General features: G+C 67.9%; 15 protein-coding genes, 1 tRNA gene and 1 other RNA gene. 8 read left to right on the forward strand and 9 right to left on the reverse strand.

Annotated features, from left to right (window positions below; translation table 11 throughout):
* Positions 1-22: 22 nt before the first annotated feature.
* The gene (locus OYT95_RS16075) at positions 23-2,278 is read right to left on the reverse strand and encodes a DNA polymerase III subunit gamma and tau (protein ID WP_268791944.1); all 2,256 of its coding nucleotides are present in this window, start codon (positions 2,276-2,278) and stop codon (positions 23-25) included.
* A 210-nt stretch (positions 2,279-2,488) separates the two neighbouring features.
* On the opposite strand from OYT95_RS16075, the gene OYT95_RS16080 reads away from it, so the two are divergent.
* Positions 2,489-3,835, forward strand: a complete 1,347-nt coding sequence (locus OYT95_RS16080; RefSeq protein WP_037239624.1) for an ammonium transporter — start codon at positions 2,489-2,491, stop codon at positions 3,833-3,835.
* Between the two features lie 6 nt (positions 3,836-3,841).
* Here the strand turns inward: OYT95_RS16080 and OYT95_RS16085 are convergent, their stop codons facing one another.
* The 5 genes from OYT95_RS16085 to OYT95_RS16105 form a co-directional block, all read right to left on the reverse strand.
* A complete protein-coding gene (locus tag OYT95_RS16085) occupies positions 3,842-4,435 on the reverse strand; it encodes an HhH-GPD-type base excision DNA repair protein (protein WP_037239621.1) in 594 nt (197 codons plus the stop codon).
* Positions 4,436-4,470: 35 nt separating this feature from the next.
* Entirely contained in the window at positions 4,471-4,788 is a 318-nt protein-coding gene (locus tag OYT95_RS16090; RefSeq protein ID WP_268791945.1) for a DUF202 domain-containing protein, read from the reverse strand.
* The gene (locus OYT95_RS16095; protein ID WP_128640245.1) at positions 4,785-5,162 is read right to left on the reverse strand and encodes a YidH family protein; all 378 of its coding nucleotides are present in this window, start codon (positions 5,160-5,162) and stop codon (positions 4,785-4,787) included. Before OYT95_RS16095 ends, OYT95_RS16090 begins: the two co-directional genes overlap by 4 nt.
* On the reverse strand, positions 5,150-6,469 hold the full coding sequence (locus tag OYT95_RS16100; RefSeq protein WP_037239614.1) for an alkyl sulfatase dimerization domain-containing protein: 1,320 nt from the start codon (positions 6,467-6,469) through the stop codon (positions 5,150-5,152). Before OYT95_RS16100 ends, OYT95_RS16095 begins: the two co-directional genes overlap by 13 nt.
* Positions 6,470-6,628: 159 nt before the next feature.
* Positions 6,629-7,831, reverse strand: coding sequence for a PucR family transcriptional regulator (locus OYT95_RS16105; RefSeq protein ID WP_255221703.1), 1,203 nt, complete (start codon positions 7,829-7,831; stop codon positions 6,629-6,631).
* A gap of 150 nt (positions 7,832-7,981) precedes the next feature.
* Between OYT95_RS16105 and OYT95_RS16110 the strand changes: the two genes are divergently transcribed.
* Positions 7,982-9,160 (forward strand): CaiB/BaiF CoA transferase family protein, encoded by a 1,179-nt coding sequence (locus tag OYT95_RS16110; RefSeq protein ID WP_128640247.1) that lies wholly within the window; start codon positions 7,982-7,984, stop codon positions 9,158-9,160.
* A 55-nt stretch (positions 9,161-9,215) separates the two neighbouring features.
* A complete protein-coding gene (locus OYT95_RS16115) occupies positions 9,216-10,550 on the forward strand; it encodes an MFS transporter (RefSeq protein ID WP_128640248.1) in 1,335 nt (444 codons plus the stop codon).
* 30 nt (positions 10,551-10,580) lie between these two features.
* Here the strand turns inward: OYT95_RS16115 and fes are convergent, their stop codons facing one another.
* Positions 10,581-11,804, reverse strand: a complete 1,224-nt coding sequence (gene fes / locus OYT95_RS16120) for an enterochelin esterase (RefSeq protein WP_268791946.1) — start codon at positions 11,802-11,804, stop codon at positions 10,581-10,583.
* 73 nt (positions 11,805-11,877) lie between these two features.
* On the opposite strand from fes, the gene fepB reads away from it, so the two are divergent.
* Both fepB and OYT95_RS16130 read left to right on the forward strand, forming a co-directional pair.
* Positions 11,878-12,888, forward strand: a complete 1,011-nt coding sequence (fepB, locus tag OYT95_RS16125) for a Fe2+-enterobactin ABC transporter substrate-binding protein (RefSeq protein WP_268791947.1) — start codon at positions 11,878-11,880, stop codon at positions 12,886-12,888.
* A gap of 87 nt (positions 12,889-12,975) precedes the next feature.
* On the forward strand, positions 12,976-13,812 hold the full coding sequence (locus tag OYT95_RS16130) for a DUF1206 domain-containing protein (protein WP_037239601.1): 837 nt from the start codon (positions 12,976-12,978) through the stop codon (positions 13,810-13,812).
* Positions 13,813-13,865: 53 nt separating this feature from the next.
* On the opposite strand, the gene OYT95_RS16135 is transcribed toward OYT95_RS16130, so the two are convergent.
* Positions 13,866-15,164: an aminotransferase class I/II-fold pyridoxal phosphate-dependent enzyme gene (locus tag OYT95_RS16135; RefSeq protein ID WP_268791948.1), complete on the reverse strand. Its 1,299-nt coding sequence runs from the start codon at positions 15,162-15,164 to the stop codon at positions 13,866-13,868.
* A gap of 43 nt (positions 15,165-15,207) precedes the next feature.
* An RNA gene (gene ffs / locus OYT95_RS16140) (signal recognition particle sRNA small type) lies at positions 15,208-15,302 on the reverse strand.
* Between the two features lie 125 nt (positions 15,303-15,427).
* On the opposite strand from ffs, the gene OYT95_RS16145 reads away from it, so the two are divergent.
* The 3 genes from OYT95_RS16145 (at position 15,428) to OYT95_RS16155 (ending at position 17,206) form a co-directional block, all read left to right on the forward strand.
* Positions 15,428-15,922 (forward strand): hypothetical protein, encoded by a 495-nt coding sequence (locus OYT95_RS16145; RefSeq protein ID WP_037239595.1) that lies wholly within the window; start codon positions 15,428-15,430, stop codon positions 15,920-15,922.
* A gap of 59 nt (positions 15,923-15,981) precedes the next feature.
* Positions 15,982-16,069: transfer RNA gene (locus OYT95_RS16150), tRNA-Ser, on the forward strand.
* Positions 16,070-16,246: 177 nt separating this feature from the next.
* Positions 16,247-17,206 (forward strand): alpha/beta hydrolase, encoded by a 960-nt coding sequence (locus tag OYT95_RS16155; protein ID WP_037239592.1) that lies wholly within the window; start codon positions 16,247-16,249, stop codon positions 17,204-17,206.
* The last annotated feature ends 1 nt before the right edge of the window (position 17,207 follow it).

A 17,207-nucleotide genomic window follows, 5' to 3' on the forward strand; every position in this document is an offset into this window, starting at 1 on the left:
CGGCGACGCGGGCCCCTTCGGGTCAGCCCTCGAGCTTCTTGGCCCCGAGCATGTCCTTGAGCAGTTCGAACGCCACGTCTTCCGGGTCGCGGCGAGTCGCGGGATCGACGGGTTCCGCCGCCTCCGCGAACATCTCTTCCTCGTCCTCGGGTGTGGAGACGGGCGGCGGCGTTGTCGCGGAAGCCTCGTAGTCGATCGGCCCGGGATCGTCCGGGTAGTCGGGTGCCTCCGGCGGCGGAATGTCGTCGTCCGGCTCGGACGACGGACGTGCCTGGCCCGCACCCGGACCCGAATCGGAGCGTTGTGTGTCGGACTGCTGCTGCGGCGGACGCTGCGCGGTCTTCTCCTGGCTGGGCCGGGAGAATCGCGGTGCGCCTGCCGGTTTCGTCGGCGCTGCAGCGGCCTTCGCGACCGGTGGGGGCGGCGCCGTCGGAGCACCGGCCTGATACTCCACTTCCCAGGTGCCGCCGAACATCTCGGCGAGCACCTCGGTGATCACCTGAGCGTTGTGCGGTGACGCGATGCGAGCGCCCAGGTTGGGGACGGGGTGCGCCAGGATCAGGCGGTTGCCCTGAACGTCGTGCACGGTCGCGGCCGACAACATGGCAGGCAGGATCTTGTTCCGCTGACTCACCTTCTCGCGCAGCGAATTCCAGGCTTCCCGCAGCGCGGCGGCATCCGGTCCGGCCGATGCGGCGGGCTCCGCCTCCACCTCGGGGGCGATCGGCGGCTCCGGTTCCGGTTCGGGAGTCGGCTCCGGTACAGGTACAGGTTCCGGTGCGGGCGCCGGTTCGGGTTCCGGAACAGGAGCGGGCGCAGGCGTCGGCGCCGGCTCGGGTGCGGGCACAGGGGCAGGCTCGGGCGCAGGCGTCGGCTCCGGAACAGGTGTCGGCTCGGGCTGCGGCTCCGGTTCGGGAACGGGTGTCGGCGCGGGCTCCGGAACCGGCCGCGGCATCGGTTCGGGTTCCGGCTCGGGCGGCGGGGGCACGGTGGCCGCCGCGGCCTGGCGCATCGACGGTCGCTGGAACTTCGGTTCCGGCTCCGGCTCGGCGGGATGTTGCGGCGCACGCGCAGGAGCCGCCGCCGGCCGCTCGGCCGCGTCCACTGCCGGCGCCGCCCCGGCGGGCGGAAGTCCGCGTTCGACGCGTTCGAGTCGTTGCAGCACGGCGGACTCCGCATCGGACGCCGCGGGCAGCAGCATCCGGGCGCACATCACTTCGAGCAGCAGGCGGGGAGCCGTGGCGCCCCGCATCTCACCCAGGCCTGCGTGCATCACCTCGGCGTAGCGGGTGAGCGTGGCGGGACCGATCCGCTGGACCTGGGCGCGCATGTGTTCGAGCACGTCGCCGGGCGCGTCGACCAGGCCACGTTCGGCGGCGTCGGGCACCGCCTGCATCAGGATGAGGTCGCGCAGGCGCTCGAGCAGGTCGACGGCGAACCGGCGCGGATCGTGCCCGGCGTCCATGACGCGGTCGACCGTTCCGAACAGCGCTGCACCGTCGCCGGTGGCGAGCGCGTCCACGGCGTCGTCGATGAGCGCGACGTCGGTGACGCCGAGCAGCGCGAGCGCACGCGGGTAGGTGACGCCCTCGTCACCCGCTCCGGCGAGCAGCTGATCGAGGATGCTCAGCGAGTCACGCGGCGAACCGCCACCCGCGCGGATGACCAGCGGATACACCGGGTCGGCGACGGGCACACTCTCCTGGTGGCAGATCTTCTCGAGCAACCCGCGCATCGTGGTCGGCGCAAGCAACCGGAACGGGTAGTGATGGGTGCGCGAACGGATGGTCGGCAGCACCTTCTCCGGTTCGGTGGTGGCGAAGATGAAGATGAGGTGCTCCGGCGGCTCCTCCACGATCTTGAGGAGCGCGTTGAAACCGGCCGTGGTGACCATGTGGGCCTCGTCCACGATGAACACCCGGTACCGGGATTCGGCGGGCGCGTAGAACGCGCGGTCGCGCAGCTCACGGGTGTCGTCGACGCCACCGTGGCTGGCCGCGTCGAGTTCGGTGACGTCGAGGTTGCCCGACCCGCCGGGGCCGAGCGCCACGCACGAGGGGCACTGGCCGCACGGCGTCGAGGTCGGACCCTCGACGCAGTTCAGCGATCGGGCCAGGATTCGGGCAGACGACGTCTTGCCACAGCCGCGGGGACCGGAGAACAGATACGCGTGGTTGATCCGTCCGGCGTCGAGAGCGGTGCTCAGTGGTTCGGTGACGTGCTCCTGCCCCACCACCTCGGCGAAGGATGCGGGTCGGTACTTCCGGTACAGGGCCACGCGGAAAGACTACCGGCGGTCCCCGACAGTCCGGGCCGGGTGGTCGAAGCGCCCGCTCGGCACCCGCTCGGGGCGCTACTCACATGCCGAGATCCGAACCTGACCGCATTGCGTAACACGTTCGCAACGCAGCGGCATCACAGTCGAAACCGCTCGCGGTCATCGTGACTTTCCGCGCCGGGTTTCGTCCCGGTGTGTGAGGAGAATGTCGTGCCTGCAATCGACGCCGGAGCAACCGCCTGGCTTCTGATCAGTACCGCGCTGGTCCTTCTGATGACGCCGGGGCTCGCCCTGTTCTACGGCGGAATGGTCCGTTCCACCGGCGTACTGAACATGATCATGATGAGCTTCGTGTCGATCGCGCTGGTCACGGTCGCGTGGCTGGTGGCCGGATACTCCCTCATCTTCGGCGACGACATCGGCGGCGGACTGATCGGCGGGCTGGAGCACCTGGGGATGGTGGGCATCGACCCCACCACCGTCCACGGGCAGGTGCCCGAGATCCTGTTCGCCACGTTCCAGCTGACGTTCGCGATCATCACCGCCGCGCTGATCAGTGGTGCGATCGCCGACCGGGCCAAGTTCTCGGCCTGGATGATCTTCGTTCCCGTCTGGGCCCTCGTCGTCTACGCGCCCGTCGCGCACTGGGTGTGGAACCCGCAGGGCTGGATCGCACAGTTCGGCGCCCTCGACTACGCGGGCGGACTGGTCGTCGAGATCGTGTCCGGCGCGTCCGGCCTGGCGCTGGCGCTGGTCCTGGGCCCGCGCCTCGGATTCCGGTCCGAGTCGATGCGCCCCCACAACCTGCCGCTGGTGCTGCTGGGCGTCGGCCTGCTCTGGTTCGGCTGGTTCGGTTTCAACGCCGGCTCCGCGCTCGCCGCCGACGGCACCGCCGCCGCGATCTTCCTGAACACCCTCGTCGCCGGGTGCACCGGCCTGCTCGGCTGGCTCCTCGTCGAACAGAAGCGTGACGGCCACCCCACCACGTTCGGTGCGGCGTCCGGCGTCGTCGCGGGTCTGGTCGCGATCACCCCGTCCTGCGGCACCGTGAGCATGGTCGGCGCGCTCGTCGTCGGCGCCGTCGCCGGCGTGGTCTGCTCGTTCGCCGTCGGCTGGAAGTTCCGCCTCGGGTACGACGACTCCCTCGACGTCGTGGGTGTCCACCTGATGGGCGGCATCGTCGGCACCATCCTGATCGGCCTGCTCGCCACCGAGGTCATGACCGGCGGACCGGAAGGCCTCTTCTACGGGGGCGGGTTCGCCCAACTCGGCAAGCAGGTGGTGGCCGTGGTGGTCGTCGCCCTGTACGCGTTCGGCGTGACGTACGCGCTGGGCAAGCTGATCGACCGGATCTTCGGGTTCCGGGTGAGCGCGGAGGACGAGTCGTCCGGCATCGACCTTGCTTTGCACGCCGAGTCGGCGTACGAGCACGGTGTGCTCGGGCACGGTCCGGGCGGCGGCGGTCAGGGCAACAGCGTCTTCCCGTGGATGCACGAGGCCGAACGCAGGCGGCACCTGGATGCCGAGCGGAAGCAGAAGCCCTCCGACACCGAGTAGCGGCCGCTACTTCTTCTTCGCCGCCGCAGCCTTCTTCGCCTCGGCCTTCGCCGCCTTCTTGAACTCGCGGACCTCGTGGAGGCTCTTGTCGTCCACGACGTCCGCGATCGAACGCCGCGCTCCGTCGGTGCCGTAGTCGCCTGCGGCCTCCCGCCAGCCCTTCGGCTCCACCCCGATCTGCTTGCCGAGCAGCGCCAGGAAGATGCGGGCCTTCTGATCGCCGTAACCCGGCAGCGCCTTCAGCCGCTTCAGGACCTCTTTGCCGTCGGGGTCGCCGCTGGTCCACAACGCCTCGACGCTGCCGTCGTAGTTCTCGACGAGGAACGCGCACAGCGACTGGATGCGGGTGGCCATCGATCCGGGAAACCGGTGGACCGCCGGCGTCTGCGAGCAGACGGCCGCGAACTCCTCCGGATCCATCTCCGCGATGCGGTGCACCTCGAGGCCGCCGAGCCGGTCGTCCAGCTTCTTCGGACCCGCGAACGCCGTCTCCATCGGAACCTGCTGATCGAGCAACATCCCGATGAGCAGCGCCAGCGGGTCACTCGCGAGGAGTGCGTCGGCGTCCGGATCCCCTACCAGGTTCAGCGTGCGTGCCATGGTTCGATCCTGCCAGGTCGGTCTCGGCTGCGCAGCTACCGGCCGAGAACCGCGACGGCGACGGCCGAGGCGGCGGTCGCGGCCAGGAGTAGCGAGATCAGCAGCGCACTACGACCGGTCATCCCGGCGCGCGAACGGCGCAGAGAAGAGACACGCCGACCTGCGACGAGGCCGATCCCCAACAGTGCCAGCGCCATCCCGGCAACCGGCACACCGGCCACACCGGCGCCCGAGACTGCGGCGAAGTGCGCGAGGAACAACGCCGCAGCGATTGCCGACAGGGATGTCCGACGCCACGCCAGTGCGGTGCGCTCCGGCTGGAGACCGGCGTCCCGGACCTGCACACCCGTCACGGAACGGACGTCGCAACGACGGCAAGCGCCGCAATCACGCCGACACCCACCGTCAGCACGGGCACCAGCACGGAATCCGGGAGCGGCAGACTGCGTCTGATCGCGAGCTGCACCGACCGCCAGTGGAGGTAGGCACCGACCGCCAGCACCGTCGCGAGTCCGAAACACACAACGGAGATCGCGCACTGCGCTCCGTCCGACAGCGACGAAGCCAACTGGCCCACCGCCACACCCCCGGCGAGGAGTCCCAGCGCCGTCCGTATCCATGCGAGATAGGTTCGCTCGTTCGCGAGGGTGAAGCGGTAATCCGGCTCGTCCTCCACCTCGGACGCGACCGACGACGCACGCTGCGGCCGCGAGTTCAGAACGCCCACTGCGACCTTCCCGCAGTCTTGGCCTTCAGCTCCGTCGCACGGTCGCTCCCCTCGAGGAAAGCCCTCGATTCCGCGGCCGCCCAGCTGTACACGCCCTTCGCCATCGTCGACGTGGCTGCCCGCTCGAGCGCACCGAACACTTCGAGCCGCGTCTCGTGCGAAACCCGGCTGCCCGGATCGGCGTCGGCCGCCATCTGCGCGAGATGTCCGGCGAGCCGATGCTCGCCGCGTGCGAGCAGCTCACGCGCCCGTTCGGCCAATCGCTCGGCGCCACCGCCGATTTCTGCCATCTCCCGCGCCAGGTCGTTGCGGTGAGCGGCCTTGAGGTTGGCGGGGTTTCCGTCGTACCAGCCGCCGTACATCCGCCAGACGTTGCGTACGACGAACTCGGGTTCGTCGTAGGACGGCGCCAGATACGGCTTCTTCAGCAGTTCGGCGGGCGCCGTGACCGTGTGAATCACCTCGTCCAACGTCGCACCGGCATTCATCAACTCGAGCGTCTGGCAGTGCAGGGTCTCGAGCAGTTCCGCAGCGTCCGTCAGGGTCACCCGGATGCGGTCCACGCCGACTACGGGAAGTCCGTGCCCGGGGAGAAGGATCTCCGCTCCGAGTCCGGCCATCCAACGCAGGGTGCGCGCCCACTCGTACGCAAACCGCTGGACCTTCTGCGGGTTGCCGGCGTTCGGGCTCGCCCAGATGAAGAAATCGCCGCAGCAGAGGATCTTCCGGTCCGGCAGCCAGGCGATGGCCGCATCATCCGTCTCACCGCGTGCGTGACGCAAGTCGACTACGAGGTCGTCGATCGTGAGCGTCGTGCGATCGCCGAACGTGACATCCGGGTAGCGGTAGTCGTTCGGCCACTGGAGATTCGGTGCCTGGAACTGTCGCTGGTTGATGACGCCGTTGTAACCACGGGTCCTGCGGTAGCGATCGAAGCGGGGAAGAACCGCTTCCTGCGCCACGACGGTGGGGCGCTCCCAGCCGCGCCTGGCCGCCTCCTCGTCGAACGGCCCCATCCCGAAGATGTGGTCGATGTGACCGTGTGAGTACACCGCTGTGTGGATCGGCCGGTCGGAGAGTTCCCGAGTCGCCGAGAACAACTCGTTCGCGGTGCGCAGGTCGCCGGTGTCGTAGACGAACAAGCCTGCATCCGTGGGGAAGACGTAGACGTTGCCGAAGGCGGGCCACATGTAGGCACCGTCCGCGACGCGATGCATCCCCTCCCTGCGGAGGTCGCCGCGGTGATACAGCTGCTGGCTCGCCTCGCCCCGCCACACCTTGTCGGCGTATTCGATGATGTCGGTCATATCGCTCTCCTCGGGTGTCGGCACTCGTCCGGCCGGATCGGCTGTCCGCTGTGGCCAATTCTGTGTTCCGCGGGCTCCGCCGACAATGGAGTTCTCACACACCCGCCGACGCGCCGACCTGTGAGATGTCACAGGTCGGGACAATCGTCCGCCGGCTACTCAGGCCTCCGGCGGTGCGATTCCGGAGTTCACCGCGACGGCGAGCGTGAGGAGATCGTTCGTGACATGGACGTCGAGACCGGTCAGCTCGCGCACCCGATTCAAGCGGTTGTCCACCGTGTTCGGGTGCACGAACAGCGTGTCCGCGGTGCCGCGCCGGTCCTGGTTGCACGCAAGGTAGACCCGCAGCGTCTGCACCAGCTCCGGGCGGTTTCGCAGCCCGCTACACCGGTCCATCAGGACGCCCAATGACGCGCTCGCGTGAGCGAAATGGTGTTCCAGAGCCACATCGTCGATTCGGATCGCTCTACCGGTGAGCCCGCACCGCAGACCCACTTCGAGCACCTCTCGCGCGGTCCGTCCCGCACGCGGAAGATCTCCGACTCCGGCCGCCTCGTCGATACCCGCCGTCACGCGAGCCCCGCTGGCCTTCTCGAGGTCCGCGACGAGTGAATCCAGGTCGATCGACGGCGGATGCATCAGCAGCCGTCCGGAGTTCGGACGGATGTCGGTCAACCACAGACCCGGCAGTTCCCGTGCCAGCTGGGCGCGGAGACGGCGCACTTTCCGCTTCACCGCGACCGACCGGGCGTGGGCGTCACCCGACTTTTCGCCGGGGACGTCCCCGATGTCGAGGAACAGGACGACCGGTTGCGCGGGAACGAGTTCGGGGTCGTCGAAGATCCAGTCGTCGCCGCGCAGGACCGCGTCGATGATCGGCGCGTGGTTGTGATCCTGGGCCGCGACCAGCTCGCGCGCGTGGATCTCGTACGCGGAAGCCACGTCTCGAAGAATACGGTCGTTGGTCCGGCGGGCCCGGCCGAGCACGAACCAGAACGTCTCGTGGTCGCGGCCCCATTCGGACTCCAGCGCTTCGGCGAGCACGTCGAAGGCCGTCTGCCAGCAGCGCATGTATTCCCGGAGCGGCAAACCCTCGGATACCCGCTCGGTGCCTCGTTCGATGCTTTCCCGCATGGTCTCGGCGATGTCGATCGAGTCCTCGACGACCGAACGGAGACAGACATCGAGCATCGACCGGACGGTGTGGGCACTCTCGCGGTGGAGGTGGTCGGGGACTCCGGTCCCCTCGTAGAGCGGGGTGGCCTGGATGTAACGGTCGATGGTGGTCCTGGCCAGGCGAGGGATCGAGCGCCGCATCCGTGCGATCGAACGCCGCAGATCTGTCTCGGATGCAGCCCGCATCGGTCGACTCCTCACTGTGATGGATCACACAGGTTACCCAGCAAGAGTGTGACCGCCGCCGATGGTACGACAGTCACCGGGTCGGCACGCTGATGCACTGACGAGACCTCCACAGGACTCCTGATGCACCGGCGAAGGAATGAGGACCCCATGACACAGACCGAGAACGCACCGGACCTTCCCCTTGCCGGAATCGTGGTCGTCGACCTCGGCCAGTACATCGCTGCCCCGGGCGCGGCGCAGACGCTTGCCGACCTCGGCGCGGACGTGATCAAAGTCGAGAGCCCCGAGGGTGACCAGGCGCGTGGAATCGGCGTGTACGGCGAAGCGATCATGCGGGCCTACAACCGGCGCAAGAAGTCGATCGTCCTCGACCTCAAGAACGACGTGGACCTCGGCAACGCCCGCTCACTGATCCGCCACGCCGACGTGGTCGTGCACAATCTGCGGCCGGGAGTCATGGACAGGCTGGGACTTTCGGCAGCTGCCATCCGCGAACTGAATCCGACGGTCGTGCTCGCTTCCGTTTCGGGGTTCGGCACCCACGGCCCCTCCCGCGCTCGGCCGGGTCTCGACATCGCGGCGCAGGCGGAAACCGGCATGATGTCGGCGACCGGAGAAGCGGACGGCGATCCGCAGCGTGTCGGATTTCCCCTCGTCGATCATGCGACGTCGTACGTGGTGGCTCAAGCGATCCTCGCTGCGCTGTATCGAAGAGAGCGAACGGGACTCGGCGACGAGATCGAGGTATCACTTCTCGACGTTGCAGTCGATCTGCAGTGCGTGAACTGGGGTGAGTACGGCATCACCGGCGTGGTTCCACGCCGGAGCGGCAATGGCCAGCCCACCGCCGCACCTGCGGCAGACATCTTCCGCACAGCAGACGGTTCGATCGTGGTGTCGGCGTACACGGCGGCCAGGTTCGAGCAACTGTGTGCGATCGCGAACTGCCCGGAGCTGCCGAAAGATCCACGCTTCGCAGACAATCCGGCCAGGGTCGCCCATCGCGCCGAACTTCTCGACGCATTGTCGCCGTTCTTCTCCGAACTCGACACCGAAACGGCCCTGCAGCAGCTCACCTCGGCCGGAATCGTTGCAGGGGCGGTCCGTTCGTACGACCAGGTACTGACAGCGGCCGATGTGATCGCCAGTGGCATCTTCGCGACGGCGAGCAGTGTGGAAGGCGCCCAGTATGACATTCCCGGTCTGCCGTACCGCTCGCAGAGCACGCCACGCAATCGTGGCGCCGGCGCTGTCCCCGAACTCGGAGAACACACCGGGGAAGTTCTGAGCCGGTACGGCCTCGTCGATCACGCCACTGTCCATTGACGACAGTTCGGTACCGCTCGTCTCCCCTGCGTCGACCACCGTTCCAGGAGCACCCATGTCCCTTCACAATCCACTCACCCCGCTCGAGGCAGACGAACCTTCCGACGAGCTGGACAAGCCGGGTATTCGACGCCGCGGATGGATCATCACCCTGATGCTGATGGCGTTCATGCTGATCAATTTCGCCGACAAGATCGTCGTCAGTCTCGCGGGCGTCGAGATCAAGGCCGATCTCGGGCTGAGCGATCAGCAGTTCGGCACCGCGCAGAGCGCATTCTTCTGGCTGTTCGCGGTGGGGGCGGTGGCGCTCGGATCACTGGGCGGCAGGGTGCCCGCACGGTGGCTACTCGCCGGCCTGGTCGGGCTGTGGGTGCTCAGCCTTGCGCCGATGACCACCACGGTGGGGTTCGGGGTGTTCCTCGCGTGCCGCATGTTGCTCGGATTCGCGGAAGGACCTGCGGGAGCGTTGTCGCAGCAGATCGTCCACACCTGGTTCGCTCCCAAACGGCGTTCCCTGCCCGCTTCGGTCGTCATCATGGGCGCCTCCCTCGGCCCCCTCATCGCGGCGCCGGTTCTGACCTGGATCATTCAGCGCCACAGCTGGCACGCGGCCTTCCTCATCTTGATGGTGGTGGGAGTGGTGTGGTTGGTCGCGTGGTTGTTCGTGGGCGGCGAGGGTCCCGCCGGAAATGCCGGCGCCGGTGCCGGCGAGAAAGCTGTGGCCCTCCCCGACACCGCTCCCCTGCGGGTTCTCTGGGGCCGACCCACCGTCATCGGCGTCGCCCTCTTCTCGTTCTGCTCCTATTGGGCGACCGCACTGAAGGTGAGCTGGCTACCGCTGTATCTCCGCGAGGGCCTCGACTACAGCCCCGGGGTCACAGGACTTCTGATCACGCTACCGTTCGCGTCGGCCGTGGCCCTGACCTTCCTTGCCGGAATGATCTCCACTCGCCTCTCGCTGAACGGCGTCTCGTCGCGAACCGCCCGCGGCCTGTTCTCCGCGTTCCTGCTGGCCGCCGGCGGCGCCTGCATGGTGGGCTTCACCGTCCTTCCGGTCGGGACGGTGCAGATGGTTCTCATCACCCTCGCGTTCTCCCTCAATACCGCGGCGTGGGGCTTGGCATTCTCACTGCTGTCCGATGTGGTGCCCCGGAAACAGCGTGGTTCGGTCATGAGCATCACAGTCGCGATCTACAGCATCGGCGGCGTCGCGGCACCGCTGCTCATCGGTTCCCTCGTAGCAGGATCCGCCGGAACCGCTGCCGGTTACGGCCGCGGATTCGTGATCGTCGGCATCATCATGCTGGTCGGGGCGCTCGCTGCAGTCCTCCTGGTGCATCCGGAACGAGACGCCGAGGTGATTGCCGGCTATCGGCCGGACGCGGACTGACATATCCACAGAGTTATCCACATCACTGCATTACCGGTCGGTACGCCCCAGCATCGAGGCCACGCCGGCGATCAGACCGTCGCGCCAGTGCAGGACGTCGTGGCCCCCGCAGAACTCTCGGTACCGGACGTCGTGGCCGGTGCCGGCCAACAGGTCGCGCACCTCGCGATTGGGTTCGACGAGCATCCATTCGAGTGTCCCGACCTCCACGCTGAGCCGGCTGTTCGACGGGGGCGTGGCGCGGACGCGGTCCTGGAATGAGACCCCCGGCCCGGAGCCGGGCCACCAGAAGGATCCGGACAGGCTGACGGCGCAGCCGAACACCTGCGGTGCCGTCAATGCGAGGTGGCACGCCGTCAGTCCGCCCAGGCTGCAGCCGGCCACGATCGTCGACGCAGGGTCGTCGGTGACGCCCCATTCGCGCCGCAGCCAGGGCAGCAGTTCGCCGGCGAGACCGGCGGCGAACGCGGGGCTGCAGCCCAACTCTTCGGATCTCAGTTCGGGCCCGACACTGTCGACCATCACGACGAGCGGAACCCGGTGCCCCGCACGTCCGAGCGCATCGACGGCCCCCGCGATCGGCAGGTCGATCGCCCACGTCCGGCCGTCCAGCATCACCACGACCGGACGATTACGAGCAGCGAGTCCGCGCGGTTCGTAGACCCACACCGACCGCCGCGTGCCCGACAGCGTGAACGTCGTCTCGTGGAGTGCGCCGCGGCCGGGCCGCTCCGTCCACCAGCGCTGCGCGGGTGCCGCGGGCATCACCGCCTCGGAACTGTCGCCGGTCTGCACCACCCGCGTCGGCAGCGGGTTGAACGGGTCGGACTGCGCGTCGGCGAGCACGCTTCGCCACCACTGCCAGCCCGGGGTGTCGCCGGGAACCGTCAATGCTCCCGCGCGGGGGATGAAACGGTAAGCGCCCCGCCACTTCTCGGGGACCTCGACCGACAGGGACCACAGGTCGGTGCCGGGTAGCCGCGACAGCGCGGCCCGTTCCGGACGGGAGCGGTCGGTGATTCCGTTGGCGTCGAGGTAGACGTGCCGCGTGCGCGAGGTGCGCTCGTCGCCGTCCGGATCGCGCCAGCAGAACGTCGCGATCACGCAGCCGGGGTCTGCCCCGTCCGGCTCGATCAGCGGACTGCCCGCGGCGGCGAGACGGTCCCAGAACGCGGGGACGCCGTCACGCGTCAGGTCGTCGATCCACCGTGCCCGCACGACGCGACGCTCGGGCCCCGGCACTCGTTGCAGCATCCACTTCCCCCTTCGAATGTAGGTAACGCTAGCCTAAATTAGTTTTCTTACCCGTGCGAAAGAGAGTCTTACCGTGAAACTTCGTCGCTCACTGGCAGCCGTCGCTGTCCTCGCCGTCGGGATCGGCGCTGCCGCGTGCTCGTCCGATCCCGATTCCGACGCCGCGACCGCCGGAACCCCGGCCGCGTCCGACCAGAGCTGGCCCCGCACCGTCACCGACGAGACCGGCAGCATCACGATCGACCGGAAGCCCGAGCGGATCGTGTCCACCAGCGTCACCCTCACCGGCTCACTGCTCGCCCTCGACGCCCCCCTGATCGGTACCGGCGCGCAGCGAGCCAGCGACGTCACCGACGAGCACGGTCTGTTCACCCAGTGGGCGGACATCGCCGCCGAGCGCGGCGTCGAAACGCTGTACCAGGGGGAGCCCAACGTCGAGAAGATCACCGCCGCCGATCCCGACCTCATCTTCGTGTCCGCCACGGGCGGCGACTCGGCACTCGATCAGGTGGACACGCTCGAGCAGATCGCACCCGTCGTGGTGCTGCGGTACGACGACAAGTCGTGGCAGGACCTCAGCGGACAAATCGCCGCGGCCATCGGGGCCGAGGAGAAGGCCGACGCCCTCGTCGCGAAGTTCGACCGGCAACTCGACGACGCCAAGTCGGCGCTGGGCGGCAAGGTCGCCGCGGCGAACCCGGTGAATGTGCTCGCGTACAACTCGCCGGAGGAGTCGCGGATCTTCACTGCCGAATCGGCGCAGGGCATCCTGCTGGAACGCCTCGGATTCTCGCTCGCCGAGCTGCCGTCCGACCTCACCGCCGCCGACAAGGGCATCATGGCCGGCCGCAAGGACGTCGTGCCTGCCGGGCAGGAGAACCTGCCGCGAGCGGTGCCCGGCAACACCACGTTCATCGTGATCGGTGAAGCAGCGGACGCCGACAGGTTCCTTGCGGATCCGACGCTGCAGCAGACCCCGTCCGCGGAGAAGAAGCAGGTGATCGGGCTCGGGAAGGACAGCTTCCGCCTCGACTACTACAGCGCGTCCAACCTGATCGACCGGGTCACGAACGCAGTGCGATAACGCTCGCCCCGTGTCGGCGCGGCCTATATCGGGTACCTCTACGTCACAGGGACTCCGGTCCGTTCACTCAACCCCGAAGGACACCCGATGGCCCAGAACGAAACGAATCGAGCCAACGGGATGAGCCGCGCCGTCGACAGGGCAACCGACAGCAACACTTTCGAACGCGTCGCGCGCGCGGGCCACGTGATGAGCGGTTTCGTCCACCTGCTGATCGCGTACATCATCGTTCAGCTGGCGTTCGGCACCGGCGGCAACGCCGATCAGTCCGGGGCCCTCGGCGCCCTGGCCGCCAAACCCGGTGGCCGGTTAGTGCTGTGGGTGGCGATGGTCGCGTTCATCGCGATGGCACTGTGGCGGCTCGCCGAGACCGTCCTCGGACCCCACGCGACCGAGAATTCCGGGGGCGACGGCGACGAGACGTCCCTGCTGGACCGCGCGAAGGCGTTCGGCCTGGCCGTCGTCTACTTCGCGTTCGCCTTCTCGGCATACCAGTTCGCGAGCGGCGGCGGGAAATCGAGTGGTCAGCAGAACGCCGGAATGAGTGCACGCCTCATGGAGTCCGGGGGAGGCAAGATTCTTCTCGTGGTGGTGGGTCTGGTCGCCATCGCGATCGGCGGCTACCACATCTACAAGGGGGCGTCGAAGAACTTCCTGGACGACCTGAAGGGCACCCCGTCGAAGCTCGTCGAGCCCCTCGGACTGGTCGGCTACGTAGCCAAGGGCCTCGTCATCGCGGGCGCGGGCGTGCTGGTGATCGTGGCGGTCTTCAACGCCGACCCGTCCAAGGCCACCGGACTCGACGGCGCGGTCAAAACCCTGGGTTCGGCGCCGTTCGGGCAGTTCCTGCTGATCCTCGCGGCACTGGGCATCGCCGCGTACGGGGTGTACAGCTTCGTGATGGCGCGCTACGCCAGGATGTAGAGACACGTCCGGCCGCTCACCTGCGAGGGTGAACGGCCGGACGTCGTGTACTACTAGGACTTCGGCAGGTCCAGGCGTGATTCGGTGGCGGCGAGCAGCACGCACGTCGCGACACCGTTCATCGACTTGTCCAGATCCTCCATCGAGGGGAAGCTCGGCGCGAGCCGGATGTTCTTGTCCTCGGGGTCGACGCCGTACGGGAACGCCGATCCGGCGGCGGTGAGCGCGATCCCCGCGTCCTTCGCCAGAGCGATGACACGCTTCGCGGTGCCCTCGACGACGTCGAGGCTGATGAAGTAGCCGCCCTTCGGCTCCGTCCACGACGCCACCTTCGACGCCCCGAGACGATCCTCGAGGATCTTCAGGACGAGCGCGAACTTCGGCGCCAGGATCTCGCGGTGCTTCTCCATGTGAGCGCGGACGCCCTCGGCGTCGCCGAAGAACCGCAGGTGCCGCAGCTGGTTCAGCTTGTCGGGACCGATGCTCTTCTTACCGAGGTACTGCTGGTACCAGGCCAGGTTCGCTGTCGAGGAACCGAAGAAGCTGACGCCCGCACCGGCGAACGTGATCTTCGACGTCGACGCGAACACGAGCGGCCGGTTCGGGTTACCGGCCTCCGCGGCCATCCCGAGGATGTCCAGCGACGGCGCCGTCTCGCCGACGAGCGGGTGGACGGCGTAGGCGTTGTCCCAGAACAGCCGGAAGTCGGGGGCGGCGGTCGGCATCGACGCCAGCGCCCGGGTGACCTCTTCCGAGTACACCGCGCCCGTCGGGTTGGAGTAGTTGGGTACGGCCCACAGACCCTTGATCTGCGGATCGTTGGCCACCAGCTCGGAGATGACGCCGACGTCGGGGCCGTCCGGGCGCATCGGCACCGGGATCATCTCGATGCCGTAGGTCTCGGTGATCCCGAAGTGGCGGTCGTAACCGGGCGCCGGGCACAGGAACTTGACCTTCTCCTCCTGCGACCACGGGCGCGGGGAGTCGGGGGTGCCGTGCAGCAGGGCGAACACGAGATTGTCGTGCATGATCTCGAGGCTGGCGTTGTTGCCGGCGAGCAGGTTCTCGACGGGGATGCCGAGCAGTTCACCGAAGATGGCGCGCAGCTCCGGCAGGCCGGTGAGCCCGCCGTAGTTGCGGGTGTCGGTGCCGTTGCCGTCGCGGAAGTCGCCGTCGCCGGGCAGTGTCAGCAGCGCCGCCGACAGATCGAGCTGCTCGGGCGAGGGCTTGCCGCGAGTGAGGTCGAGCGTGAGCTTCTCGGTCTTCAGCTGCGCGTAACTCGCAGTCTGGCGCTCGTGCTCCGAAACTAGTTCCTCATGGCTCATCAACCCGATCTGGGTCTGGTTGGTCATCAGGAGCGGCCTCTCACCGACATCGTGGGTCGGGTATGCGAAAGATAGGGGACCCCGCGCACCCGGCAGAGCCCGTTGACCCTTGCTGCCTTCCGGCCCTGGGGGAGTTCACAGGATGCGCGCCGCGCGGGATCCACCACAGAGTGTAGACGGCCCCGAGCCGTGGTCGGGATCCACCCCGGCCCGGGCCCGACGCCGCACCTCTGACCACGGCCAGTGCTACCGTCGCCCCCGCATTCGGCCACCTTCGGCAAAGGATCGGGATGAAACTCAGAAGGACAGCACACGCGGTGACACTCGCCGCCGTCGTGGCAGCACTGTCGGCGTGCGGCGGAGGCAGCGACGACGCAGCCACGTCGGACGCGGTGGGCTGGGACGCGGCCGAGCCGTGCACGCTCGCGGACGATGCGACGCTCGCACCGCTTCTCACGGCAGGCGCCGGCGAGGGCACCGCCACCGACAGTCCCGAACGTCGCGCCTGCACGTGGGGCAAGCCCGAGGCCCTGAACACTGTGACGATCACCACTACGAGCGCGCCGGAACCGGTCGACCCCCTGCGCACGATCGACGTCGGCGGGCTCGAGGGGCGCGCACTCGCCGAGAGCAAGTACCAGTGCATCCTCGAGGTCACCACCGATGCGGGAACCCTGTCGATCGAGACCAAATTCGGTCTCGACGCCACCGCGAACCCGGACACGTCCTGCGACCGGTCCGTCCCCCTCGCCGAGCATGCCCTCACCCAGCTGAAGTGGGCATAGAACGGGCGGCTACCTGGTCGTTTAACGGTGAGCCGCCGTCGTTGGGTATGCTCCTCCACGGAGGATTCGCCTAGTGGCCTATGGCGCTCGCCTGGAACGCGGGTTGGGTTAACGCCCTCAGGGGTTCAAATCCCCTATCCTCCGCCACAGGAACCCCTGTGAACTGCTGAAAAGCGGTTCACAGGGGTTCCTTTTTGTGTCCGCAAACACCGACCGGCGAAGAAAGTCCTGGCCACAGCGGGCGCAATCCGTTATCTCCCTGTTATCGTCTGCGGTGCAGCGTTCGCTGTGCTGTGTGTCGATTCGAGATAAAAGGACATTCGTATGGCGATTCGTCGCACCCGCGCACTGATCGTGGGCCTGGTCGCAGTATTGGCATCGGGCCTCGTGTCCGTATTGGCGGGAACCGGCGTCGCCCACGCCGACTCCGCCCTGATCTCGGTGTATTCACCGTCGATGGACAAGGACATTCCCGTCAAGGTGCTCAAGGCCGCGGGCGGCGGTCCCGCGCCGACCCTGTACCTGCTCGACGGACTGCGGGCACCGGACGACAACAACGGCTGGCTGATCGAGACCGACGTGGAGAACTTCTTCGCGGGCAAGCACGTCAACGTGGTCATCCCGTTCGGCGGCGGCGGCACCTTCTACTCCGACTGGCTGCGCGACGACCCGAAGCTCGGCCGGGTCAAGTGGGAGACCTTCCTGACCAAGGAACTGCCCCCGGTGATGGCTTCCCAGTTCGGCAGCGACGGGGTGAACAACGCGGTCGCAGGTCTGTCGATGAGCGGAACGTCCGCGTTGAACCTGGCCACTCACCGCCCCGACTTCTACAAGGCCGTCGCGTCCTACAGCGGCTACCCGACGGCCAGCTCGCCCGGCTTCGCGCAGGGTATCCAGGTGTCCGTCGCCCAGATGGGCGGCAACGCGCTGAACATGTGGGGCTTCTGGCCGTCGGCTGCGTGGCTTCGCAACGATCCGCTGCTCAACGTCGGCGCACTGCGCGGCAAGTCCGTCTACATCTCGTCCGGTGCGGGTGCGGCGGCGGGCGATCCGACCGTCGACCCGGACAGCGACTCGTTCGACCCGGTGAAGTTCTCGCAGACGGTTCCCCTCGAGACCGCCTCCGGCCTGAGCAGTAGGACCTTCGTCCCCGCGGCGAAGGCAGCAGGCGCCAACGTGCAGACGCACATCGCCGACGAGGGCCTCCACACGTGGAACTACTGGCAGGACCGGCTGCACGAGTCCTGGGCCAGCACTCTCGCGCCCGCCCTCGGCACCGCCTGAG

Origin of the sequence: Rhodococcus sp. JS3073 (assembly GCF_026810085.1) — a bacterium.
GTDB classification, from domain to species: domain Bacteria; phylum Actinomycetota; class Actinomycetes; order Mycobacteriales; family Mycobacteriaceae; genus Rhodococcus_F; species Rhodococcus_F wratislaviensis.